General features: G+C 48.0%; 19 protein-coding genes and 1 riboswitch. Of the genes, 12 read left to right on the top strand and 7 right to left on the bottom strand.

Annotation, left to right across the window (positions count from 1 at the left end; genetic code table 11):
• Positions 1-8: 8 nt before the first annotated feature.
• Positions 9-1,265, bottom strand: coding sequence for a hypothetical protein (locus tag CWB98_RS22215; RefSeq protein ID WP_138546791.1), 1,257 nt, complete (start codon positions 1,263-1,265; stop codon positions 9-11).
• Between the two features lie 157 nt (positions 1,266-1,422).
• On the opposite strand from CWB98_RS22215, the gene nhaD reads away from it, so the two are divergent.
• From nhaD to CWB98_RS22195, 4 genes are all read left to right on the top strand, one after another.
• Positions 1,423-2,670 carry a sodium:proton antiporter NhaD gene (nhaD, locus tag CWB98_RS22210; RefSeq protein ID WP_138546790.1) on the top strand — a complete coding sequence of 416 codons (1,248 nt, stop codon included), beginning with the start codon at positions 1,423-1,425 and terminating at the stop codon, positions 2,668-2,670.
• A gap of 117 nt (positions 2,671-2,787) precedes the next feature.
• Positions 2,788-2,961: riboswitch (Lysine riboswitch) on the top strand.
• Between the two features lie 84 nt (positions 2,962-3,045).
• On the top strand, positions 3,046-4,392 hold the full coding sequence (gene lysC, locus CWB98_RS22205) for a lysine-sensitive aspartokinase 3 (protein ID WP_138546789.1): 1,347 nt from the start codon (positions 3,046-3,048) through the stop codon (positions 4,390-4,392).
• Between the two features lie 90 nt (positions 4,393-4,482).
• Complete coding sequence (locus CWB98_RS22200) at positions 4,483-5,013, top strand: DUF924 family protein (protein ID WP_138546788.1); 531 nt, start codon at positions 4,483-4,485, stop codon at positions 5,011-5,013.
• 183 nt (positions 5,014-5,196) lie between these two features.
• Positions 5,197-6,522, top strand: a complete 1,326-nt coding sequence (locus CWB98_RS22195; protein WP_138546787.1) for a sodium-dependent transporter — start codon at positions 5,197-5,199, stop codon at positions 6,520-6,522.
• Positions 6,523-6,580: 58 nt separating this feature from the next.
• On the opposite strand, the gene CWB98_RS22190 is transcribed toward CWB98_RS22195, so the two are convergent.
• Together CWB98_RS22190 and CWB98_RS22185 are read right to left on the bottom strand one after the other, a co-directional pair.
• Positions 6,581-7,558, bottom strand: a complete 978-nt coding sequence (locus CWB98_RS22190) for a 2-hydroxyacid dehydrogenase (RefSeq protein WP_138546786.1) — start codon at positions 7,556-7,558, stop codon at positions 6,581-6,583.
• A complete protein-coding gene (locus CWB98_RS22185) occupies positions 7,524-8,039 on the bottom strand; it encodes a glutathione peroxidase (RefSeq protein WP_138546785.1) in 516 nt (171 codons plus the stop codon). The genes CWB98_RS22190 and CWB98_RS22185 overlap by 35 nt, the downstream gene beginning before the upstream one ends.
• Before the next feature lie 132 nt (positions 8,040-8,171).
• Here CWB98_RS22185 and CWB98_RS22180 point away from each other — a divergent pair, with 132 nt between their 5' ends.
• Entirely contained in the window at positions 8,172-9,056 is an 885-nt protein-coding gene (locus CWB98_RS22180; protein ID WP_138546784.1) for an NAD(P)-dependent oxidoreductase, read from the top strand.
• Between the two features lie 67 nt (positions 9,057-9,123).
• On the opposite strand, the gene CWB98_RS22175 is transcribed toward CWB98_RS22180, so the two are convergent.
• Positions 9,124-10,470, bottom strand: a complete 1,347-nt coding sequence (locus CWB98_RS22175) for a dicarboxylate/amino acid:cation symporter (protein ID WP_138546783.1) — start codon at positions 10,468-10,470, stop codon at positions 9,124-9,126.
• Between the two features lie 178 nt (positions 10,471-10,648).
• On the opposite strand from CWB98_RS22175, the gene CWB98_RS22170 reads away from it, so the two are divergent.
• Both CWB98_RS22170 and topA read left to right on the top strand, forming a co-directional pair.
• Positions 10,649-14,929, top strand: a complete 4,281-nt coding sequence (locus CWB98_RS22170) for a hypothetical protein (protein ID WP_138546782.1) — start codon at positions 10,649-10,651, stop codon at positions 14,927-14,929.
• Positions 14,930-15,183: 254 nt separating this feature from the next.
• Positions 15,184-17,829, top strand: coding sequence for a type I DNA topoisomerase (gene topA, locus CWB98_RS22165; protein WP_138546781.1), 2,646 nt, complete (start codon positions 15,184-15,186; stop codon positions 17,827-17,829).
• Positions 17,830-17,899: 70 nt separating this feature from the next.
• Here the strand turns inward: topA and CWB98_RS22160 are convergent, their stop codons facing one another.
• Complete coding sequence (locus CWB98_RS22160) at positions 17,900-18,148, bottom strand: hypothetical protein (RefSeq protein WP_138546780.1); 249 nt, start codon at positions 18,146-18,148, stop codon at positions 17,900-17,902.
• A gap of 218 nt (positions 18,149-18,366) precedes the next feature.
• Here CWB98_RS22160 and CWB98_RS22155 point away from each other — a divergent pair, with 218 nt between their 5' ends.
• Genes CWB98_RS22155 through CWB98_RS22145 form a run of 3 tightly spaced genes read left to right on the top strand, consistent with a single transcriptional unit; the run spans position 18,367 to position 21,726 of the window.
• The gene (locus CWB98_RS22155; protein ID WP_138546779.1) at positions 18,367-19,857 is read left to right on the top strand and encodes an alpha/beta hydrolase; all 1,491 of its coding nucleotides are present in this window, start codon (positions 18,367-18,369) and stop codon (positions 19,855-19,857) included.
• Position 19,858: 1 nt separating this feature from the next.
• Positions 19,859-20,593 (top strand): ABC transporter ATP-binding protein, encoded by a 735-nt coding sequence (locus CWB98_RS22150; protein WP_138546778.1) that lies wholly within the window; start codon positions 19,859-19,861, stop codon positions 20,591-20,593.
• Positions 20,590-21,726, top strand: a complete 1,137-nt coding sequence (locus CWB98_RS22145) for an ABC transporter permease (protein WP_138546777.1) — start codon at positions 20,590-20,592, stop codon at positions 21,724-21,726. The genes CWB98_RS22150 and CWB98_RS22145 overlap by 4 nt, the downstream gene beginning before the upstream one ends.
• Before the next feature lie 41 nt (positions 21,727-21,767).
• On the opposite strand, the gene CWB98_RS22140 is transcribed toward CWB98_RS22145, so the two are convergent.
• Complete coding sequence (locus tag CWB98_RS22140) at positions 21,768-22,013, bottom strand: hypothetical protein (protein WP_138546776.1); 246 nt, start codon at positions 22,011-22,013, stop codon at positions 21,768-21,770.
• Between the two features lie 104 nt (positions 22,014-22,117).
• Entirely contained in the window at positions 22,118-23,446 is a 1,329-nt protein-coding gene (locus tag CWB98_RS22135) for an anti-phage deoxyguanosine triphosphatase (protein ID WP_138546775.1), read from the bottom strand.
• A 304-nt stretch (positions 23,447-23,750) separates the two neighbouring features.
• Between CWB98_RS22135 and CWB98_RS22130 the strand changes: the two genes are divergently transcribed.
• Positions 23,751-24,572 (top strand): glucosaminidase domain-containing protein, encoded by an 822-nt coding sequence (locus CWB98_RS22130; RefSeq protein ID WP_432765898.1) that lies wholly within the window; start codon positions 23,751-23,753, stop codon positions 24,570-24,572.
• Positions 24,562-25,218 (top strand): DUF2987 domain-containing protein, encoded by a 657-nt coding sequence (locus tag CWB98_RS22125; protein ID WP_138546774.1) that lies wholly within the window; start codon positions 24,562-24,564, stop codon positions 25,216-25,218. The genes CWB98_RS22130 and CWB98_RS22125 overlap by 11 nt, the downstream gene beginning before the upstream one ends.
• Positions 25,219-25,251: the final 33 nt, after the last annotated feature.

Raw genomic sequence — 25,251 nt, 5'->3', positions numbered from 1 at the left:
GGTGATTACTAATTGTGGTTATCTGATTGCTTGTCCGCTGCACTGAACGGATAAAGTCGAATGCGGGTGTTGGCGATTTGCATCGTTTGCTGTTGCTCATCCTGGGCGATGTCCAGTTCAGGATCGCTGATCAGCTTTTGGTACAGGAACAGCATCTCATCGGCTTCCAGTGCCGGGTATTGTTCGTTCAGGAAGCCAAGCAGGGCGGTGCGCTTTTTACCAGACCCTTTAAACGATTTACGCACATCCGAATAATCCGGAATGTTGGGGCTCTGATAAGCGGGCACATCCTGCTGATCGGGTAGCTGATATTCTTCGTGTTCAAACTCGCTAAGGCTGGCCATATAAGCCACCATATGGCGCTGCTGGCCGAGACTGAAACGCTGAATGTCTGAAACAAAGTGCGGCTGCACCGGCGCGAGCATGCGATCAACGCCATTTTTACGGATCAGACCCAATACTTTGGCCGCCTGGCGGGTAATAAGTGTGTTGCGTCTGAGTTCTTCACGCAGTGGCATCAGCATATCGGCGCTTTTACCTAAACTTTCGCGGCCGATTAAGTGCATATCGAGGATCCGGGTACGCAGTTGCTCAAGCATACGTTTGTCTTGTGCACCCCGGCCCAGTTGCTCAATTTGCGCAATTTGTTCACTGATCTGATGCTCAATGGTGGTGAAACAGGCCTGAAAGGGCCCGTGAATATCCACCATTTCCAGCATAGGTTCGATGTATTCGTCAAATGCCTCAATCACGGCCCGGTAGCGTTTTTGCAAAGACAGGTTACCCTGATCGGACTTTGCCTGCTCGACCAAGTTCATGATGGCGCTTTCGTTATGATGGTAGAGTTTGACGATTTTACGTACCCGCTCATCCATAATGCGACTGAAACGGCGCAATTCGCTGTGGTCGCCTTCATCGCCGGCCTGCGCTAAGCGTTCGCCCAGACGTTGCAGATCTTTGACTAATACCGTGATCTCTTCGGCCAGGCCAAGATGTTCTTCTTGTAACAAAAAGCTGGCAAAGTCGGCCACGGCACGGTTAATTTCGAGCTGTGACGATTTGGCCAGCGGAATAATAATTTCCTGATTAAGCAATCGGTTGGTTTCTTTATAGATGCGTTCGCTTGACCAGTTGGGATTTTTCATTTTGATGATGTTTTGTACATCTTTGAGGCTGAAATCGGCCATCTTAAAGCGTTTAAAAAGCAGCTCCAGGACGCCCCAGTGTTCGTTCAGCGTATTTAATACTTTTTTGGCTGGGATCATAGCTTTCCAGTGTGTATCAATTTTGTGACGGTATCAGGTAAGAAAATTGTCATAATGTGTAACTACTCGTGGCACAGAATGCGGCTAAGTGATAGACTCCGCGCCGATTACGTTACCCTTCACAATTTTTACTTTTAATTACAGGTTGTTTACGCGTATGGTCACGTCCATTATCCTAACCCTGATAGCGGTCGCATTTGTGCTTATCGTTATAGAGGATATTATCCATGTAAACAAGGCCAAAACGACCCTTTTTTTTGGCACTTTATGTTGGATTATCCTATTTATCTCTCCTATCCACGGCGAAAGCTCAGAAACTATACAACACCAGCTCGATCACAACATACTGGAAATCGCCACCTTGTGGTTATTCCTGATGGCTGCGATGACTTTTGTTGCCTATCTGAACTCCAAAGGTTTTATTCAAAACATTGTCCATCGGGTTATGCCAACCCAGATCAGTGAACGCAAAATGATGTTTCTGGTGGGTGGCTTTGCTTTCTTGTTTTCTTCTATTTCTGACAATATTACTGCTACGCTTATCTCGCTGGCTGTGGTGATGTCGCTAAAACTCGATCCGAAGAAACTTATCAAGTATGCCACATTGATCATCTTTAGTGTTAACTCGGGCGGTGTGTCTTTGATCACCGGGGACGTGACCACATTGATGATTTTCCTCGCTGGTAAGGTAACCATTCCGGATCTGTTATTGCTGGTAGTGCCTTCCATTGTCAGCGTACTTTTGCTGGCGACGCTTTTGTCAATCGGTATGAAAGATCAGCTGGTATTCGAAAAGCAAGCGCTGCGTAGAATTGAGAAAACGGACATCACAATTGCTGTGATCTTTATGACGACCGTGCTCACCACACTGTATCTGAGCGTACAATATCAGGTTCCTCCTATGCTGACTTTCTTGTGTGGCTTGTCTGTGATGTTTTTGATGGCGCAGTTTTTGATGCGCAAAAAGGACGTCAACAAAAAGATCATCGATTATATTCGCGAAATTGAGTACGACACTTTGTTGTTCTTTGTGGGTGTGCTTTTGCTGGTTGGGGCGCTAAAAGAGGTGGGTGTCCTTAATATGTTCACTCAGCTGTATGAGTTCGTTGATCCTCAGTATGCCAGCTATCTGGTGGGTCTGATGAGTGCCGCGGTTGATAACGTGCCACTGACGGCTGCTTTGCTCAAAGCAGACATCGTTATGAGCCCGCAGCAGTGGCTGACCTTTACCTATGCGACGGGTGTGGGCGGCTCTATGCTGATCATCGGCTCGGCGGCAGGGATCATTGCAATGAGTAAAGTGAAGGCTCTAACCTTTACGAGTTACTTAAGAATGAGCCTGTATTTGTTAATTGCCTATACGGCAGGTTATGCCGGTGCTTTCTTTATGGGGCAATTTATTTAATCTTTAATGACAGGGTCAATTTAATACTTGACACCTAGACGTCTAAAAGATACCTTTTTCAAGCCCGCTTAAAATGCGGGCTTTTATTTTGCCGGGATTCAGTTAGTTCGCGGCAAAATAAGCAGAAGAGGTGCGATGCTTAGGTAGCTGATGTGAGGTGACGATAACCCGTGATCATCAGTGAGGGAGGTACTCGCCGAGGAAAACCATGCTACGTCGGCATGATTTTTCGGTCCTGGAGGTTGAATCCTCGGGACTGTCACCGTTTTCAGGTGGAGAGCTTCTGGCAGAGGTCATTTCTTTATGGTTAGTCCATCCTATTGCCAAGTTCTCCTTATTGATGTTGATCGCTGCGTGTGATCCCAAGGAGATAAAATGAATTCCCAGTATGTCGTTGCTAAATTTGGCGGCACCAGTGTTGCAAACTTCGAAGCCATGCAGCGATGCGCCGCCATTATCCATGACAACCCCGATGTTCGTGTGGTCGTGGTCAGTGCCAGCGCCGGTGTGACCAATCACCTGGTGACCCTGACACAGCAAAAAGTCGATGCGGCTGAGCGCGAGGCGCTGTTTCAGTCTGTGATGGAGATCCAGCAGGACATTCTGGCATGCCTGACACTCGATACAGACCTGGAAGCGGGTTTTAATGAAACAAAAGAGGCTTTTTATACGCTGGCTCAATTACCTGCGCTGGATGCACAGCAATGTGACGAAATGCTGAGCTTTGGCGAGCGTTTTTCTTCTTATCTGTTCACTCAGGTACTCAGAGATTTAGGCGTTTCCAGTGGCCGATTTGATGTACGCCAGGTGCTGAAAACCGACCGTCAGTTTGGTAAAGCCGTACCCGATGTGGCTGCAACGCGCGACGCAGCCATGACCCATCTGACACCGCAGCTTTCACAGCAGGTAGTCGTGACTCAGGGCTTTATCGGTAGCGATAATCAGGGTCAAACCACCACATTAGGACGGGGTGGCTCGGATTACAGTGCGGCGCTACTGGCAGAGGCTATTGCGGCGCAAAGCGTACACATTTGGACGGATGTTGTGGGTATCTTCAGCACCGACCCGCGTCTTTGCCACAAAGCACGGCCGATTGCCCGGCTGAGTTTTGATGAGGCTGCCGAAATGGCCACCTTCGGCGCCAAAGTATTGCACCCGGCCACCATCTTGCCGGCCAGTCGCAGTGGCATTTCGGTGTTTGTTGGCTCGAGCAGAGATCCCCATGCCGGTGGCACCTGGATTGAAAAGAACAACCGCTCTGAACCAGGTATTCGCGCAGTAACTCAGCGTAAGAATCAAATCTTGTTGACCCTGAAAAGCCCTGAAATGTTGTTAGCCAGTGGTTTCCTGGCACGCATCTTCACTATTTTAAGCGCACACAATATCTCGGTTGACTTGGTTACGACCTCGGAGATCAGCGTGGCACTGACACTCGACAATGCCCCCAATGCCACGCGTCCGGAACTGGCGCAGGCGTGTCTGGATGAGCTGGGTGAGTTTTGCCAGGTTAGTGTTGAGAACAACCTGACCCTGGTGGCTATGATTGGCTCTGAAATTCAGTTGCGTCATGGCGAAGCCAGCCTGATGCAGGTATTGGCAGATTTTAATATTCGCTTGATCTGCCACGGGGCGAGTCGCCACAACCTGTGCTTTTTGGTTGAGCAAGCCGAATCGGACGCCGTGGTTCAGGCTATCCATAGCCGTTTACTGGAAGTGGCATAAACCAGGCGGATGCCAAGTCTGACTGGACACATTATCAGGAGCGGGTAATACTCGCTCTGAAAGCAAAATTACTTACTCACAGGTGTGTCCATGGAATATCAGGAAATTTATCAGTTCTGGTTTGTTGAATGTCAGGAGCAGGACTGGTGGCAAAAATCGACTCAGTTTGATAACAAAATTACAGCCAGATTTGCACAATTGCACCAGCAGGCCATGGCCGGGGAGCTGACCGAATGGCGCAAAACTGCGGTCGGGGCGCTGTGCGAGATCATTGTACTGGATCAGTTTTCCCGCAATATGTTCCGTGATACACCCGCTGCCTTTGCCAGCGACCCATTGGCATTGTGCCTGGCACAACATGCCATTGAAAAGGGCTTTGATCAACAGCTGGAGAAAACCCAGCGCACCTTTATGTACTTACCTTTCATGCACAGTGAGAGCCTTAAAGTACATCAGCAGGCAGATGCCTTGTTTAAGTCCTTGCCGAATTACGAGTTTGAGCTGGCGCACAAAAAAATCATTGAACAGTTTGGCCGTTACCCCCATCGCAACGCCATTTTAGGGCGGGCGTCGAGTGAAGAGGAGCTGGCTTTTTTAAAGACGCCCGGTTCGAGTTTTTAAGCCAGGTTCTGAGGTGTTTATGGGTTTGCTACATCATGTCAGTAAGCACAATACCGTCCTGATTTGAGCGCGCAAATGCGCGCCATTTCTGGCTGTTCCGATTTGCTCTAACTGACACTCGCAATTTGTTTACAAGTGCGTATAATCGCCAGTCTACAACAATAATTAACTTGGCATTCGATTATGGCTCAAGTGCGTGAAGGTTTTCAAAGCCGTCTGGGCTTTGTGTTAGCGGCAGCCGGTGCGGCAGTCGGACTTGGTAATATTTGGGGGTTTCCCACTCAGGCAGCGAACCACGGTGGTGGGGCGTTTTTGCTGGTCTATTTTATCGTTATTTTCTTACTGGCATTACCGGCTTTGTACACCGAGTTGTATTTGGGCCATCAGGCACAAGCCAACCCGGTTAAAGCATTGAAACAAGCCTGGCAGGAAAAGCAGCCTAAAATTGGTGCATCTGCGGGTTACATCGGCCTTGCCGGTGCCATTGTGATGCTCAGTTTCTATTCTATTGTAGCCGGCTGGATGTTGGCACATTCGCTCGAGCCGCTTGCACGTTTAGTTGGCTGGGATGAAGCCAGCGCTTTTCTGTCCGGTGATTCGACCTTACGGAATTTTATCTTTACCCCACTGATGCTGTTGCTGACGGCCGGCATTATTTTACAGGGGGTGAAGTCGGGAATTGAAACCTGGTCACGTCGACTTATGCCAGTGCTACTTATGCTGTTGGTGGCGCTGATTGCGTATATGGGTACGTTAGAAGGTGCTGCTGCCGGGTTTAAAGCGTACCTTGTGCCCGATTTTAGCAAAATAGGCGATCCTGAGTTGATCATTGCCGCCATGGGACAGGCGTTTTTCTCATTGTCTCTGGGGGTTGGCTGTATGATGATTTATGGCTCTTACCTGAGACCAAATGAAAACCTGCCAAAACTGACTTTTAGCGTTGCGATGCTGGATACTGGCGTGGCTTTTCTGGCAGGGCTTTTGATCATTCCGGCTTTATTTATTGCCCAGAATAATGGTGTGGAAGTGTTCCAAAATGGCAAACTGGTTGGTGAGGGCAGGCTTATCTTTGCCATTCTGCCAGAGCTGTTTGCAACCATGGGCGAGATAGGTTTGTTCGTCGGACTGACGTTCTTTGTGCTGATGTCGATAGCCTCATTGACATCCACGATTTCTTCAACCGAAATCCCGGTGTCGTTCCTGGTTGAAAATCATGGCTTTAAGCGTGGTCAGGCAACCTGGCTGGTGACCTTTGTACTGTTGATAAGCTCAGGCGCTATTATTCTTAATTTTGACTGGCTGTTTGGCCTGGTGATCCAGATTTTAACCCATTATCAGTTGCCACTGATGGGCTTGTTCTACTTTATCACGGTAGGCTGGGTATGGCGTCGTGGTAACCAGCTGGCACTGGAATGCAGTGGCAAGATGTACTGGTTTGCCCAGTATGTACGCTTTGTCTGCCCGGTGCTGATGACAGCTGTTTTTGCTAATGTGGCTTTCTTTAAGTAACAGCAGTTGTTTGAATACAAAAAAGCCTGGCGATGCCAGGCTTTTTTGTAGATGTAAATCAAACCTGATTTTCCAGCGCCTGCCCCGTACGAATGGCGTTGAGGTTAGTCACTGTGGTGTGGGCGATTTCGCTTAAGGCTTCTTTGGTGAAAAAGCCCTGGTGCCCTGTGATAAGCACATTCTGAAAGCTTGCCAGGCGCATAAAGACATCGTCCTGTATGACTTCATCGCTGCGGTTTTTAAAGAACAGTTCCGACTCCTGTTCATACACGTCCAGGCCAAGGTAGCCGAGCTTTCTGGATTTCAAGGCGCGAATACAGGCCTTGCTGTCTACCAGCGCACCGCGGCTGGTGTTGATCAGCATCACGCCCTGTTTCATTTTGTCAAATGCCGCGTCGTCAATCATGTGATGCGTGGCCTCTGTCAGTGGACAGTGCAAGGTGATAATGTCGCTTTGCTCAAGCAGCATATCCAGTGAAACCTGAGTGTAAGAGCCTTCCCCGATATTCGGGTCGTACACCAGCACATGCGCACCAAAGCCGTTGAGAATAGCAACCAGGGCCTGGCCGATTTTACCACAGCCAATGATACCGACGGTTTTGTTGTGCAGGTTAAAACCCAGTAAACCGTTGAGATCAAAGTTATCTTCTCGTACCCGGTTGTAGGCTTTATGAGTTTTACGGCTCAGTGTCAGCATCAGGGCAATACAATGCTCGGCCACGGCTTCAGGGCTGTAGGCTGGCACACGTACGACTTTAATGCCCAGGGCGTGGGCCGCTTCGATATCGACATTGTTAAAGCCTGCACAACGCAGTGCGACACTCTGAACGCCCAGCTCAGCGAGTTCGGCCAGCACATTGGCATCAACCTGATCGTTCACAAACACACAAATGGCATCAAACCCTTGCGCCAGTGCAACGGTTTTATCGTTCAGTGCTTGCTCAAAAAACTCAAACTCAATATCAGGAAACTGGTTCAGTGCATGCTCAAAAAATGGCAGCTCATACTTTTGCGAACTGAATAGGGCGACTCTCATTGGACACTTGACTCTCTATTATCGATTTTAAGGTTTCGGGTTTTGTCCTGGGTGCATAGCGGGACAACAACACGCCCTCTGAGTTTACTAAAAACTTAGTAAAATTCCATTTAATCGCGCGGTTTTGCGCTATTCCTCGGGTGTTTACCTTGAGGTAATTAAAGAGTGGATGGGCATCTGGGCCATTGACCAGGACTTTCTCTGAAATATGAAAACTGAGATTAAAATGCGACTGGTAAAACTCTCTGAGCATTTCGTTTTCAAGCGGTTCATTGCGGCCAAATTGATGGCAGGGAAAAGCAATAATTTCGAGTCCCATCGGATGGTACTTTTTATAGAGCTTTTCCAGCGCACTGAGTTGAGGGGCAAAGCTACACTTACTGGCGATATTGACAATCAATACGGGTCTGCCTTGCAAGGATCTGAGTGTAAGCGTCTCGCCATTCAGTAGTTTCACGCTGAAACGATATATGTTCTCCATCCTGTCAGGCTCCTTGATGTTTTTTCTTTTTAATCAATTGATTCATAGCTGGTATTTTTCATTTGCCATGCTTAGATGGCTCAGGTATAACAACTCCATCTTTCTAGCTTAACAGCCAAATAGGACAAATTTATGTCAGTCAAAGTCGCATTCATCGGATTGGGGGTGATGGGATACCCCATGGCCGGCCACTTACAACAAGCAGGTCATCAGGTCACTGTATACAACCGCACGACCGCTAAAGCACAGCGCTGGGCCGAACAATACGAGGGAGCATACGCCCCGACACCCAAGGAAGCCGCCGCTGGTGCAGAATTGGTTTTTATGTGCGTAGGCAATGACGACGATCTCAGATCTGTGGTGTACGGTGAAGACGGCGTTTTGGCTGGGATGGAAGCAAATACGGTATTAGTTGACCATACGACCACGTCTGCAAAAGTAGCGCGTGAAGTTGCTGAGCGTGCTGCAGCTCAAAGTGTGGCTTTCCTGGATGCGCCTGTATCGGGTGGTCAGGCTGGCGCGGAAAATGGGGTATTAACCGTGATGGTAGGCGGCGAGCCCGACGTATTTGAACGTGTGCAACCCGTAATGGCGGCTTTCAGCCGTTTTAGCCAGTTGTTGGGAGAAGTGGGCTCAGGTCAGTTGTGCAAGATGGTCAATCAGATTTGTATTGCTGGTGTAGTACAGGGGTTGGCTGAAGGCCTGCACTTTGCCAAACAGGCAGGACTGGATGGTGAAAAAGTGGTAGAGACCATTGCCAAAGGAGCTGCAGGGTCATGGCAGATGGAAAACCGCTATAAAACCATGCTCGCGGGTGAGTATGATTTTGGCTTTGCCGTCGACTGGATGCGTAAGGATTTAGGCATTGCGTTGGATGAAGCTCGCAGTAATGGTGCATCACTGTCACTGACCGCTATGGTTGATCAGTATTATGCGGATGTTCAGGCGCTGGGTGGAGGTCGGTTTGATACTTCCAGTCTGTTGACTCGTCTGGATGCAATTCACGACAAAAAATAGCTTAGATAAATGGACATAAAAAAGGCAGGGCGCTCAGGCGACCTGCCTTTTTTGTTTATGTGTTCAGTTAAGCTTTTTTAGACAGCTTTTCCAAATCCATGTTTTCTTCCAGATCTTTGGCGGCATCGGCGTCGTTAAACACATCAATATCCAGCTCTCCTTCGGATTTTGCGACCACACAGGTGACCATACAGTCGCCAGTCACATTCACCGCAGTACGAGTCATATCCAGCAGCCGGTCTACGCCCATAATGATGGCAATCCCTTCTACCGGCAGGCCAACCTGATTCAGTACCATGGCCAGCATAATCAGACCTACGCCTGGTACACCTGCTGTACCAACAGAGGCAAGCGTGGCAGTCAGAATAACCATCAAATAGTCGCTCAGAGTTAGATCAACAGCAAAGACTTGGGCAATAAACACGGTTGCCACACCCTGCATAATGGCAGTGCCATCCATGTTGATGGTCGCACCGAGCGGGACTGTGAAAGAGGCTACAGAGTTATGTGCGCCAAGCTTTTTCGTCGCGGTTTCTAATGTTACTGGCATAGTGGCACTTGAACTTGAGGTACTGAATGCAAACATACACGCATCTTTCATCTTGGCCAGGAAAGTGAGTGGGCTCAGACCGGTCAGCACTTTAAGCAAAATACTGTAGTTAACAAAGGCGTGGATCAGCAAGGCAGCAACCACCACCAGGAAGTACTTACCAAGTTCTACAATCAAGTCCATTTCAATGGTGGTGAATAACTTGGCCATCAGACAGAATACACCGTAAGGGGCCAGGTTCATCAGCAAGGTAACCAGCTTAAGTACCACAGTATTCAAATCTTCAAACACCTTGGCACAACGTTTACCCGCATCGCCACTCAACGCCATGGCAATACCAAACAGCAGAGCAAAGACAATCACCTGGAGCATCTTACCGCTGGCCATTGCATTGATAGGGTTAGTCGGGAACATGCCAATAATGACCTGTGCCAGCGTTGGTGCTTGCTGTGCATCGAAGGTCGCCGTAGTCGGAATTGCGACGCCTCCACCCGGGCTAACCAGCAGGGCAAGAGAAATAGCCACAGTAATTGCGATGGCTGTGGTAGAGAGGTAAAGTAAAATGGACTTACCACCCAGACGACCCAGCTTCTTAGGATCGCTCAGGCTACAGGTACCGACCACCAGAGAAATAAAGACCAAAGGAACAACCAGCATTTTCAAACTGGCGATAAAAATTTGCCCACCGATGTGGAACAGTCCGTCTACGAAAAAGCCTTTGATTGGCAAATCGAACAGGCCCAGAGGAATCGCAACTTCGGGCTTATCGCCCAGAATGGTTTGTATCAACAGACCCAGAATAACACCCAAAACCATGCCCAGCATGATACGGGTAGTTAGGCTCATTTTTTTGTTTTGTGACATAGCCTTTGACATCGTCCTAACACTTACATTTTACAAAATCGCTATAGCCTAACAGGATAGTTGAATATGAACAGAAAAAATCGATGACAGCCGCTAAAAATTTGTGATTTTACATCCACAATTGGGTTAACATGGTGAAAATAACTCAAAATTATTAGATTGCTAGGGAGAATCGAAAATGTCTCTGATGCGCTGGTTTAGTATTACTTTGCTCAGTTTGCTGATGATCGCCTGTGGTGGCGGTGGTTCGATTGAAAAAGACACCTCGGGAGGTGGCAGTACCGACACAGATTATGCGTTGGTGTTAAGTACGAGCTCGGAAAGTGGCGGCAGCCTGAGTACGACTAATCCAATCACAGTCACAGCAAAACTCACAAACGATGGGGCCCCTGTTGCCAATAACCTGATTACTTTTAGCAACGATGAGTTCTCTAACTTTGCAACTGACAGATCACAGCTGACAGACAGCAATGGTGAGGCAAAAGTCACTATCACAGCAAATGGTGCTGGAGGAGCGGGTACTATTACAGCTACCGCTGAAGTCGGCGAAAGCACTGTCAATGGCTCTGTTCCTTATGCTGCCATAGGTGATGGTGGCCTGCAGATGACAGTCGAAGTGGTAGATGGTGCGGGTGCAGAGATAAACAAGGAAAACCCGCTCAGTGTCAGCAAAACGGGGTTAATCAAAGTTTCTTTGCGTAAAGATGGTCAGCCTCTTGACAACAAATTGGTTACAGTGAGTGAGTTGTTGCTAGCCAATATTACGGATAGTGGCACAGCAGTAACAGATGCAGCCGGCCTTGCTGAGCTCGAAATTTCAGTTAATGACTCACGAGGGTGGGAACCTTTCACTGTAGATTACGAAGACCCTGACAATGATGATACCGCATCAGCTTCTGGACGTTATTACTCTGCTGGTGTTGCTGCAGGTGCTGGTATTCAACTAATGGTGGCGGTTCAAGATGCAGATGAAAATACTATCAATGAAGCCAACCCGCTAAGCGCAAATAAACAAGGGGAAGTGGTTGTTACTTTACTGGAAGACGGGCAGCCTTTGAGCAATGAACTGGTAACGGTTTCAAGTGGAAGCAAAGCAGTAACTTCTCCGTCTGATGGTATAAGCAACACGGATACTACGGGCACCGCTAGAATCACTTTGATACCTAACACTATAAAAGGCTGGGGCGAAGTTACAGCGACATTTGGTGAAGGCGCAGCAGCAGTGACCAATACGGCCAGGTATTATTCAGATTCCGATCCAAACTTTGGAGCGAGTGGCTTACAGCTCACCCTCATTGGCTTTAATGCACAAGGCCAAACGTCAAATGCGCTTTCGGCGCAAAACCCATTGACGATACAGGCAACTTTGTCTCTAAATGGTGACGCAATCGGAAATGCCAATGTGCTGCTGACTGTTAATGAGTTTGGGGTACTCAATCCTTCATCTGGCTCTGTACTGACGAACAGTGCAGGTATTGCAACTATCACGTTGTCAGACAATTCCGTGTCGGGCGCAGGGCGAGTAACTGCGAGATATGAAGCGAATAACGGCGAAGTCGTCACCCAAAACTTCAATTTTAACAGCGCAGGTGACGGCGGTGTGAATATCTCGATTGTAGACATCCTTAGCGATGATGGCACTCCAATCTCAACGCAAATTAATGGCAATAACAGACTTGCAAAAGATAACAATGCCAAAGTGACCGTATTACTGGTTGAAGATGGGCAGCCATTGAGTGGGCAATTAGTGACGTTTACGACCGACAATGTCGCGACTATGTTGCCACAAAATGGTCGCGCAGTGACAAACAGTGACGGTAGAGCGTCGATTATCATTGCTCCAACGACACAAGATGGGATTGGAGAAATCTACGCTGAATATGGTGCGTTTTCAACACCCAGAGTGACGTTTGCTTCAGAAGGGGCTATTTTTGAAGAAACGGGTGACTACCAGTTTGATATTTTGTTACTGGTCGGCTGCCCGGATGACTGGGATGCGCTTCGTGCAACTGACGGGATCACTCCGGAAGCGTTGGCTACATGTCCAGACCCAATTACCAATGTACCATCTACCGAACTTGTCGATGTGTATATAAAGCTTACAAGTACTGCAACTTCTATAGCGGTAGAGGATGCCATTGTCACGGTGGAAACAGATAAAGGCCAGGTATTGCCTTCTTCAGGGCAGGTACTGACGGACCAGCAGGGTGTCGCATTGCTGAAACTGCAACCCGGTGATTCCGGTGGTGCAGGTTCAATTACTGCAAAGTATAAAGATGATACCGGCGTAAAAAACTTCTCTGTTGGGATCCAGGATTTGTATCTGAGTTTAAGTAGTTCACTTGATACACCGGTTTTACCTGCGGGTGACAGCTTTATTCTTACTGCCACGGTTTTTACCGACGAAGATCGAGGGGATGAATCTAAGTATACTCAGGCGGTCGACGTTGAGTTTACATCAACGTGCGCAGATGAAGGGTTAGCGACCATTGATAAACAGGTGCGTTCCAAAAATGGCAGTGCTTCTTCTACCTACAGAGCCCAGGGGTGCAGTGGCAACGATACAATAGTCGCTACAGTAACCTCAGGCGGCGGTGTGAATGATCCTGAGAGCTACACGTTTACAGTAAGTGATGCGCCCGTACAAGCGATTCAGTTTATAGAAGCATCGAATGCCTTTATAGCTTTGCCACCTGGTGTGGGTGCTACGCCGACTACCTCAACGGTTAAGTTCAAATTACTGGACACCGACGACAGGCCTTTAAAACAAAAGTACATTGAGTTCAGATTGGCTGACTTGACTGGTTCTGCAGAGCTGACCAACTATAGGGGAAGCACTGACAGTGAAGGGTTTGCACAAACAACCGTTCAATCAGGCGTTGTACCTGGCGATATCGTTGTAGAGGCGTGCTATATAGCTGATGATACTATTGAAAAGTTTCGACAGAACAATCAATTTCCAACCTGTTGGCAATCAGTCATTGATCAGTGCGCGGCTGATAGTTCTCACCCAAGGTGTAAGCCACTTCAGGAAAATGAAGGCTTCACATTTAAACTTATCAGTTCTGCGGAGCCTGGAGAGGAGATAGAAGACCCTGTTAACGCTGTGTCGTCAGGCATCGTGCTTTCTTCGGGTGTACCTGATCAAAACAGCTTTGATATTGCAGCAGATAATCTGGTTCTGAATGCGTTGAACTCAGTTGGTGTAACGACGAATATCTCGGTTTTCTTTGGTGATCAGTTTAACCAGTTAACCGGTGACAATCTGGTTGCCAGTGTGACAGCTGAAGCGGGTGTAGTTGGTAGTATAGATGGCACCGGCGGCACGCCGTCTTATCAGTGTGCGATCATTGACGGCGTTTGCACAGTACAATGGCGAAAGCAGGGAGAGTTCCCTTACAACGACAGTGCTACCTGGCGCAATACTGTCGGTGACGTATGTGACACTTACAGAGGTAGCCCCGTACCCTGTATTAATGGATTCCCGAGTACGTTTGACTACAACAATGACAACAATTTATTACCAGTTGTCAGAGGTGGCCGTGTTACGGTCATGGCAACAGCCAAGGGCCAGGAGAGCTTTATAGATAAGCCGAGTAGTGGTGATGTTATTCGTACAAATGGTGTTTTCGATGAGGGAGAATTTTTCAGCTCATTTGATTTACCAGAGGCTTTTGTCGATCACAATAGAAACGGTGTATTCGATGCTGTGAATTGTAATGATCCTGGTGAAGCTGGCAAATGTGAGTTTGGCACCAGTACCGGTGGTCACAATGAAACTTACCTTGATGCCAATAATGACTTTGCATATACAGCTGCGGATGGCAAATATAATGGCTTACTGTGTAGTGAAGTGGCTGAACAGGCTGGCTTGTGTTCAAAAGACTTAGTCGATGTTCGCCGAGATCTGGAGTTGGTGATTGCCGGAGATGTACCTTACGTAAGGTTTGTTGTGGCAAGGAGTCATATCGGGGGAGATGGCGTTGCCTGTGTAAGTGAATTTGACGTGGCAGATCCCGATAACCCCGGTGAAACAATCAAGGTTGAACGGCCCGTAAATGGCCTGCTTTACTTAGAAGAAACTGAAGATCCCAATTACTGTGACATTGGAGGCATAGACCTCAATGAATACGATCCAGCGGAGACTGCTGCGACAGGGACCGACAAAGTTGATGTAGAAATTTACTATTCCGATATTTTTGGTAATTCTCTGCCTACAGGCACTACTATCAATATTACAGCCGACAATGGTGCCGTGGCCGTACAACAGGTGGATACTATAGTTAATAGTGCTGACTTATATGGTATTAAAAAGGCAATTGTAACGGTGTCGAGAGAGACCGCTTCCAATAGTAAAACCAACGGTAATCTAACTATTACGTTCACTATTCCATCACCCATCGATGGGCAGGGCTCTGTGGTAGTTACCCATTCCATACCAGTTGTAGACGCTGGTTAACAACGTCAAGACAAGGGCCAAATTATTGGCCCTTTTTCTTTAACCCTTGAAATTCCTTTCATATCCGCTATATTCGCCCTTTCCATCAAGCAATCTATACGCCTGGGTAAATTAGCAACAACAATTGTTCATAAAATCACTGCTTGGCGAAAAGATCGAATGAAAAGCTTGTAACAATAGGTATTTGTGGATATACCTATATTTAATCGCGCCCAATGAAGGGCAACAACCAGACAGAAGTCAAATAGGCAGCTATGGGCAAATCGCTAGTAATCGTAGAGTCTCCCGCAAAGGCAAAAACTATCAATAAGTACCTGGGTAAAGACTACATTGTGAAATCCAGTGTTGGTCATATCCGTGATCTTCCAACCTCAGGCGCAGGTAAAACTAAAGGCCTGGCAACAAAATCTCCCGCTGAAGTGAGAAAGATGTCGCCAGAGGAAAAGGCTGAATATAGAAAGAAGAAAGATTACGCGAACCTGGTTGCCCGCATGGGAATAGACCCGGAAAAAGGCTGGGAGCCGCACTATGAAGTGCTACCTGGCAAAGAAAAAGTCGTACAAGAACTGGCTAAGCTCGCAGAAAATGCAGACACCATCTATCTCGCAACCGATTTGGATAGAGAGGGAGAGGCTATCGCGTGGCACCTGGAAGAAGTGATTGGTGCAGATGCAAGTAAATACAAACGTGTTGTATTTAATGAAATCACTAAAAATGCTATTACACAGGCGTTTGAGGCACCCGGACAGTTAAACACTGACATGGTGTATGCGCAACAGGCACGACGTTTCCTCGACCGCGTTGTGGGCTTTATGGTATCTCCTTTGTTGTGGCAAAAAGTCGCGCGTGGATTATCAGCTGGTCGTGTTCAGTCTGTGGCTGTTCGTTTGTTGGTAGAACGTGAGCGTGAAATTAAAGCGTTTATCCCGGAAGAGTTTTGGGATATTCATGCAGACACAGCGCTGGCAGACCAAGACGTCCGCTTTGCCGTGACTAAGTATCAGGGTGAAGCCTTCAAACCACTCAACGAAACGCAAGCAAATAAAGCCGTTGCTGAGCTGCAAAAAGCACAGTATCAGGTTGTTAAGGTTGAAGAGAAACCCAGTAAGAGCCGTCCCAGCGCACCTTTTATTACCTCAACTATGCAGCAGGCGGCGAGCACCCGTCTGGGCTACGGGGTGAAAAAGACCATGATGCTGGCACAACGTTTGTACGAAGCGGGTTACATTACCTATATGCGTACAGACTCAACCAACTTATCTAATGATGCGGTTGAAATGGCCCGCGGCTATATTTTGGATAACTTTGGTGACAAGTACTTACCTGGTGCGCCAATTAAATACAGTGCCAAAGACAATGCTCAGGAAGCGCACGAGGCGATCCGTCCTTCTGATGTCAAAATCCTTTCCGGGCATGTTGAAGGCGTTGATGCCGATGCTAAGAAGCTCTATGAGCTTATCTGGCGTCAGTTTGTCGCTTGTCAGATGACACCAGCAGAATACGACCTGACCAATATCACTGTAGGTGCAGGCGATTACACGCTCAAAGCACGCGGCCGCGTGTTGCGTTTTGACGGTTGGACACGTGTTCAGCCTGCAGTACGTAAGAAAAACGAAGAGGAACAGGCACTGCCAGCCGTTGCGGTAGGTGATACTGTGCAGTTGCAGGCACTGGATCCTAAGCAGCACTTTACTAAACCGCCGGCACGCTTTAGTGAGGCAAGTTTGGTTAAAGAGCTGGAAAAACGAGGCATTGGCCGTCCATCTACTTATGCGTCAATCATCTCGACCATTCAGGATCGTGGTTACGTGCGAGTTGAAAACCGCCGTTTCTATGCTGAGAAGATGGGTGAGATTGTCACCGACCGGTTGATCGAAAACTTCGACGAACTGATGGACTTTGATTTTACCGCTAAAATGGAAAATCGTCTGGACGAAATCGCTGAGGGGGATCGTGTCTGGACTCAGGTACTTGATAAATTCTACGCCGATTTTTCTAACCAGCTAGAACTGGCTGGTAAAGACGAAGCCGAAGGCGGCATGCGTCAGAATGTCATGGTTGAGACCGACATCGACTGTCCAACCTGTGGTCGTAAGATGGGGATCAGGACAGCTTCTACCGGGGTATTCCTGGGTTGTACTGGCTACAATTTACCGCCAAAAGAGCGCTGTACGACGACCATGAACCTCATCCCCGGTGATGAAGCAGTTGATGCCGATGTAGAAGACGCAGAAACTGAAAGCCTGAGACAGATGAAGCGTTGTCCTAAGTGTGAAACCGCGATGGACTCTTATCTAATTGACGAAAAGCGCAAGCTACACGTCTGTGGTAATAACCCGGGTTGTAGTGGCTACGTGATTGAGGAAGGCAGCTTCAAGATTAAAGGCTATGACGGGCCGGTCATCGAGTGCGACAAGTGTGGCTCAGACATGCAGCTGAAGTCAGGCCGTTTCGGCAAGTACTTTGACTGTACCAGTGAAGACTGCAAAAACACGCGTAAGCTGCTGAAAAGTGGTGAGCCTGCACCACCTAAAGAAGATCCAGTACACTTGCCTGAACTGCCGTGTGAGAAGTCAGAAGCCTACTTTGTGCTTCGTGATGGTGCATCGGGTATTTTCCTTGCAGCGCATACCTTCCCTAAATCCAGGGAAACGCGTGCGCCTAAAGTGGCTGAACTTAAACGCTTCAGAGATCGCATTTCGCCTAAGTTCTATTATCTGGCGGATGCACCAGAGCAAGATGGTGATGGCAACCTGGCCGTAGTAAGGTACTCTCGTAAAACTAAATCGCAATATGTGATGACGGAAGTAGAAGGAAAAGCCACAGGCTGGAAAGCAACCTACGAAAACGGTAAGTGGGTTGAGGAAGAGAAAAAGCGTAAGAGCGCTAAATCAAAGTAACCAGTTTGGTTACACTTTGATTGAAAACAAAAAGGCCAGCAAAAACTGGCCTTTTTTTGTTCTTAGAGTATTAGATGTCGACTTCTGTCACGGCCACGTAGCCGCTGGAAGAGAGCTCCTCGTTAACACACTGCAAAACGTATTGACGTAGCGCATCGGTTGCAACTTCGTCATCCTGAGCCCATTCAACACACATTTGTGTCAGCTCTGCAACTAGGCTAGCTGGTGCACTTTGTAGTTGCGAGTCATCTGCAGCAACTGTGGTTGAAGTTAAAGTAGCGGCTAAAAAGCAGCTCGCCAGGGCTGAAAATAGTTTCATTGATGTTTCCTTTTGTGTTTAGTGTAACGTTTCGTCACAGTGAATTTTTAAACTAAAACGCAAAAAAAGAACAACGAAATAAATCACTCTTAAAGATAAGTGAATATGATTTTAAGGTTAATCGACTGTTTTTGATTAGGGAACTGCGCACATAACAATGATATACTCGACCCTATCTGACGAATACAGGCCCAACGGGCACTGAAAAGGACGGTACAATGAAAAATAATCGCGGACGATTCCGAACACTATTCAGACACAGCCTGATTGCTGTTGGCCTGCTCAGTGGAGCTGCCAGCCATGGCGCAACGGTTGATGTAGCTGGCCTGACTCCTTGCTATGCCAAGGGACTTGCCGATCAGCTGCAGTGCGGCAGTGTGGCGCAGCCCTTATCGGAAAATAACAGTGAACAGATCAGCATACACTATGCCGTGATCCCCGCTATTAAGCAGGTCCATCCAACAGAAGCCATTTTGGCATTCGCAGGCGGGCCGGGGCAATCAGCCATTGATGTTGCGGCCGTCTTTGCACGTGTCCTGCGTTATGCCCGCGAAGAGAGGGACATTATTTTGGTTGATCAACGTGGTACCGGTAAATCTAGTTTGCTTCAGTGTGATATGGATCCTCTTGAGGCGCAGTTTGCCTTTAATGATGATGCGCTGCCTATTTTTGAATACAGTCGTGAAGAAACCCAGAAGTGTAAAACCAAGCTTAATACTGATCTCAGCCATTTTACTACAGCTGCGGCAGTCAAGGATTTTGAAGCGGTACGCCTCGAGCTGGGATACAAAAAACTTCACCTCTTTGGGGCGTCTTATGGCACGCGTATCGCACAAGAGTATATGCGTCGCTACCCAGAAGCGGTGGCGAGTGCGACACTCGATGGCGTGGTACCTATGCAGCAAAGTCTGATTGCGATAGGTGAGGCCATAGATGACTCGTTGCAGGCGATCTTCTCTGATTGTTCTGACAGCGAAGAATGTAACCGTCAGTATCCGCAACTAGCACAACAGTATCAGACGCTGCTTGACATGCTGATAGCGCAACCAGCCAGGGTGCAGGTGCCACACCCCAGAATGCACAACCTCATCACGCTGGTGTTGACACAAAGCAAAGTACGTTCAGCCATTCGTATGGCGCTTTATAGTCATACCACGCGTGCCCTAGTGCCGCTAGCCATTAGTGAGGCGGTAAAAGGCAACTATTTACCTTTAGTTGGCCTGATGGGCAGTGATTCGGCAGTTGGCTCGCTGGCGATGGGTATGCACAGTGCAATCGTCTGCGGTGAAGATTGGCCTGCACTTACAGCGCAATCAAGGTCACGTTTTGCCAACAGTTACTTTGGACGCCTGATGATGGCGTCACTCGATGCCAGTTGCCCGATATGGCAGGTCAATGCGGTCACAAAAGACTTTTATCAGCCGCTCAGTACAGATATTCCTACCTTACTGTTGTCTGGTGGGCTCGATCCTGCAACGCCTCCAAGCTGGGCCGAGCTGGCGATGATTAATATGACTAACGCACGACACCTGGTTGCTGATGAGGCAACGCATGGTGTGGCAGGGCAAAGTTGTGCCGACAAACTGGTAGCTGAATTTATTAATCAAGGTGATCCCAGAGAATTAGATGAAAGCTGTTTAAAAAAGGCCACCGTCAGGCGCTATTTCATGAACCCCAATGGCCCCGCAGTGGCAAGCCAGGAGCCGTAACATGATCAAAGTACATAATCTTAAAAAACAAATTGCTTCGGTGAACGCGATGGATGGTCTGAGCTTTAGTGCCGAAAACGGCCATATCACCGGATTATTGGGGCCAAACGGGGCAGGTAAAACAACCTGCCTGAGAACCGTGTTTGGTTTGCTGCAAGCTGACGACGGGTACGCTGAGATCGATGGAATAAAGGTTCACGAAGATCCCATGGGCGCAAAACAACAGCTGGGTCTATTCCCTGACCCTTGTGGTTTATATGAACGCCTGACACCCAGAGAATATATTGAGTTTTATGCGCAGTTGAGTGGTATGACGAAAACCGCGGCAAAAGCGGCGACTCAACGTGTTATCGAGCAGTTGAAAATGACCGATATTGCTGACAGACGCTGCCAGGGATTTTCTCAGGGTCAGCGCATGAAAACGGCACTGGCTCAGGCAATTGTTCATCAGCCGCGCAACATCATTCTGGATGAGCCGACTCGCGGGCTGGACGTAATGAGTACCCGCGTACTCAGAGAGCTTTTGCTGATGCTCAAAGAACAGGGCCATTGTGTGCTGTTTTCAAGCCATGTAATGCAAGAGGTTGCAGCACTGTGTGACCATGTAGTCGTGATGGCAAAAGGTAAAGTGGTTGCACAGGGCACACCTGAACAGCTTTGTGAGCAAACAGGTAAAGAGAGTCTGGAAGAAGCATTTATCGTGCTGATAGGCAGTGATGAGGGGATTGCGGCATGATGAGACAAGTCAATATCTTATTCAAAAAAGAACTGCTAGATGCATATCGTGACAAGCGTTCAGTGATGGCTGGGTTGTATTATGCGTTTGGTGCACCCATCGTAATGTGTCTGCTGTTCTCAATCTTGTTGCAACAAATGGCGTCACCTGAAGCGTTAAAAATTACCATTGAGGGCGCGGCTCGTGCACCGAATCTGGTTCAGTATCTGGACAGCGTTGAAATTAGTCACAGTGACGCGGACGATGTTGAACCCATCCGCCTGGAGATAAGTGAAGACTATCAGCGAGATATGGCCCATGGTCGCAGTGCAACCGTAGTGATTGTTGCTGATAAGTCAGACAGCAAGCTGATTAAATCTGTGCGCAGGCTAGAAACCGCACTACTTAGGTATAACAGCGAAGTTGCGGGTCTGCGCCTGGTCGCGCGCGGTATCGATCCTGGCTTGATGCGCGCGCTGGACGTGCAGACCCACGATCAGGCGACCCCAGATGCTAAAGGGGGATTGTTTCTAGGCATAGTGACCCTGTCAATCATTATTGCAGTGTTTTACGCTGCAATGAATCTGGGTATAGACACCAGCGCGGGTGAACGGGAGCGCAATTCACTGGCGCTGCTGCTGAGCCATCCGTTAAGCAGTATGCAGATTGTGTTGGCTAAAGTCGCCGCGATTGCCACTTTTTCAATTCTGGGGTTAGCTCTGGTACTAGTGGTGTCTAAATTCGCATACGCCATGGTGGCCTGGGAGCAGCTGGGCTTTAGTATAACTCTGGATATTCGTTTTATTGTGGTGAGTTTGATCATCGGAATACCAATTGCCCTGATGTCGGCCAGTATGTTGATTTTTGTTTCCTTCATGGCCAAGTCTTTTAAAGAGGCGCAATCCTACGTCACTATGGTACTCATGGTGCCGGTTGGTCTGAGCATGATGACCAGCTACGATATCGCGACAGAGACTATACAGTGGTTGCCTATCGCTGCGCAGCAATACGCTATGATTGAGCTTATCAAGGGTAATGCACTGCCATATGCGCCATTGAGTGTGGCATCGGTTTTTACATTGGCACTGTTCGCACTGTTTACCTACCTGAGTAGCAGAATGCTGAAAAGTGAAAAAGTAGTGTTTGGTTTGTAGTTCGGCCAAGCTGTTTGGCTATCATATCAAGCTGGCTAACGTTAGCCAGCTTGATATATAAGATAAAACACAGGTAGGCAGATCAGCAACCCAACAAAAAATATTTTGAAAAAGCCGTCTCGATTTTCAGTCAGGTGGGCAAGGCCAATACTATCTTGATCAGCTTGTTCGAATGGTTTGAAGAACCTGTATATCTTCACGAACAACAAACCAACTATAAAGGGCACCACCACCACAGTAACCACCAATAGCACCAAATACCAAGCTTCCGGTACAGTATTTCTCATCTTTTAGGCACCTTCATTAAAAAAGGTACGTTAGCAAAGATGCGCCTCCGTCTCAATCCACTTCCGGTACCATAAGCCCACTTAGCCAGGTTCACAGTAACGGCTCACATATGCGGGCCGTTTTTTACTGGCGCTTGCAGTGGACTGTTGCCGAACAGACGCTGATAACAACGGCGCGCGTATTCATCAGTCATGCCCGACAGATAGTCTGCCAGCACGCGCATTTGTGCCGTCTCATCCTGTGCCAGTGCGTAATGCTCCTGAGTGGTATGAGGTAGTAAGCGCAGGGGGTCACTCTGAAAAGCGCCAAACAGGTCAATCAGCATATTCTGTCCACTGAATTCGATCTGCTGCATTTTCGGGTCACGGATAAGTCTTGAAAAAACAAAGTGCTTGAGCACGCGCAAGATGGCCTCAAACTCGTCTGACAACTTGACGGTGTGGCGCAGTAACGGGTCGTTGAATTTGCTGTCCTGAATACTGAGTTCACAGTTGACGATAAACAGATTTACCAGCTCGCCAATGACGTCTTTACGCAGAGACTCATCGTGCGAGAACAAGCGCTCACTGATACTGTCCAGATGTTTATCTAACCAAGATGAGGAAATCTTTCGTAATTCTGGCAGGGCATACCGTTGCCACTCTCGCTCACTCAGGGTTTCAGTGGCGATGGCGTCCTCCAGATCGTGAACGGCATAGGCAAAGTCATCGGCATACTCCATGATGGCACTGTCGAGTGACTTGAAGCGGGTTTTCGCTTTGTATTCATTGATTGGTACATGACTTTTCAACAAGGCCCTGTCATCCTGATTAAACGGCGCGAGGACCCAGTCCAGGACATCTTTGTCACAATGATAGATCCCTTTGGCAGGCAGCCATTGCTGGGTGTAAATAAAGCGCTGATTGGGGTCGGTATGTGGAATGGCCAGCCTTAACTCATCAATGATTGCCGGGTACTTAATAAAGCCGAGCAAAGTTCGGCGAGTCAGGTTCATACCGTACCCTTTGGAGTAGGGTTCCAGTTTGGTAACTATACGCAGCGTTTGTGCGTTGCCTTCAAAGCCGCCATGATCACGCAGTAAATAATTGAGAGCGATTTCGCCGCCGTGACCGAAGGGGGGGTGCCCGATATCATGTGCCAGACAAATGGTTTCCATCAGGCTTGAAGACGGAAACCAGTTAAAATCCGGATGTTGCGCTTTAAGGTGGCGCAGTAATCCCGTTCCTATTTGAGATACTTCAAGGGAATGCGTTAGGCGCGTCCGATAAAAATCATTGACGCCGATACTCATGATCTGTGTTTTCGACTGCAGACGTCGAAAAGCCGCGGCATGAATGATCCTGGAACGGTCAATCTGCCAGGCTGAGCGATTGTCGTTAGGGCGATATTTATTTTGGTCCAGCTGTCGTTGCTGCCATGGTGACTGGCTCATAGATGTCCTTCAATTGCGCTAAGCTATACTCAGTATATCTTTGCTGTGCTTGGGGATAAACGAAAAACCCAAATTAAAGCGCCGAACGAATTTGGGTTGAGGAAAGACTCATCGCCACGATGAAATGCAGAAATTCGCGTTTAGTGGTAAGTTTTGTTATCATTATCCGCTAATTTGAAAATGAAAGAGCAAAGTACAGCAGGGTCATTCTGTTAGGGATTTTCAGAAAACCTGCGTAGTTACGCCAATTTAAGAGTGTTTTCAGCACTTTGATTTGGTAGTTGGTACTAGTGTGAGGAGAATCATGCGTTTACTAGTTAAAGTTATTATTGCCGCGATTTCAATATTCGCGATCCTGTATCCATTTGTCGTCAAGCCCCCAGTTTCCCCAGAACCCTCACCCGAGCCAGAAGTCGTCGTGACGGAACCTCAGGTTAAGGAAGTGGAACAACCTTTGCACAAGGTTAAACTGCCGGAGTTTGGTAAAATTCGTGACATTGCGACTAAGAAAAAACGGTTTTTTGATTTTATAAAGCCCCATGTTGAGGCTGAAAACGAGCTGATCTTACAGCAACGTGCCAGTATCGAAATTGCCCTGATGATGTTGCAGTTTGACGAGCCACTCAGTGATATTCAACAACAAAGGATCGAGCAGGTGTTTAAGCTCTACAGGATAGAAGATGACACCATCTCCGTTGAGAATCTAAAACGAGCATTGCGTCGGGTAGATATTATCCCTAAAGAATTGGCGTTAATGCAGGCGGCTAATGAGTCAGCCTGGGGCACCTCGCGTTTTGCGCGTATTGGCCTGAACTTTTTTGGTCAATGGTGCTACCGAAAAGGCTGTGGGATGATCCCAAAACGTCGAAACGATGAAGCCGTGCATGAAGTTGCGGCCTTCCAGTCGGTGCGGGCATCGGTCAAATCGTATTTTAGAAACATCAATACGCATGATGCGTATAAAGAGCTAAGGGCCACACGTGCGCAGTTGCGTGAGCAGAAAAAGCCCATTGAAGCTACGGCGTTGACCGCAGGACTCTTGTCATATTCAGAGCGGGGCGTGCATTATATTGAAGAACTTAACGATATGATCAGACACAATAAGGCTTATTTTGATGAAGAGTAGGGTGTTAGCGCTTTTGCTGGGTATGGCTGGGGTTGCAACTGGCGCACAGGCTCAAGAAGAGTTTGTGGTTTCGTACGATGGCTTTTATGACCGTCTTAAGGTAGTTGAAAAGGGTGAGTTTGAATTTGCCCGGGTAAATTTTTATCTGGTAGACATTGCATCACTGGCACCTTGTCAGCTTAAGTCAGGTAAAATTGTCACTGAAACCAGTGAGCAGCCACTCAATTATACCCAAGACGCCCAGCTGTTGCTGCCATTCAGCGAGAAGCTCGACAAAGACAAAGCTGTGATTGTTGCGAAGCCGCTCAACGCTCAGCATGATTGTCAGATCAAATTTCAGATTGAATCAGAGTACTTTACTACTGCGCACTTGACCAGGCAGCGCTTGTATCAGTTGCATCATGAGTTTGACGGGCTGTTGTCGGATCTGTCCGGCTTCTTTGTCAGCAAACTGATGGGCTTTTTGCTGCCACAGCAAAAGGGAGTAAAAGTGACGTTTGCCAGCGAACCTAATCTGTCGGCACCCGGGGTCAGCTGTGATAAGCTGGTCTGCCATTTTGAAGTGATGGATGACTGGGAGAATGATGCAGCACGCTTTAATACGCTGAGTGAAGTCGTCTCGGTGACGCCCTGGATAGCAAAGTAATTAGCTGACCAGTAATCTGATAGGTAGTTTAAT

The sequence above is a fragment of the Pseudoalteromonas rubra genome, from assembly GCF_005887115.1.
Lineage (GTDB): Bacteria > Pseudomonadota > Gammaproteobacteria > Enterobacterales > Alteromonadaceae > Pseudoalteromonas > Pseudoalteromonas rubra_F.
This window is presented reverse-complemented; position numbering and strand designations above follow the sequence as displayed.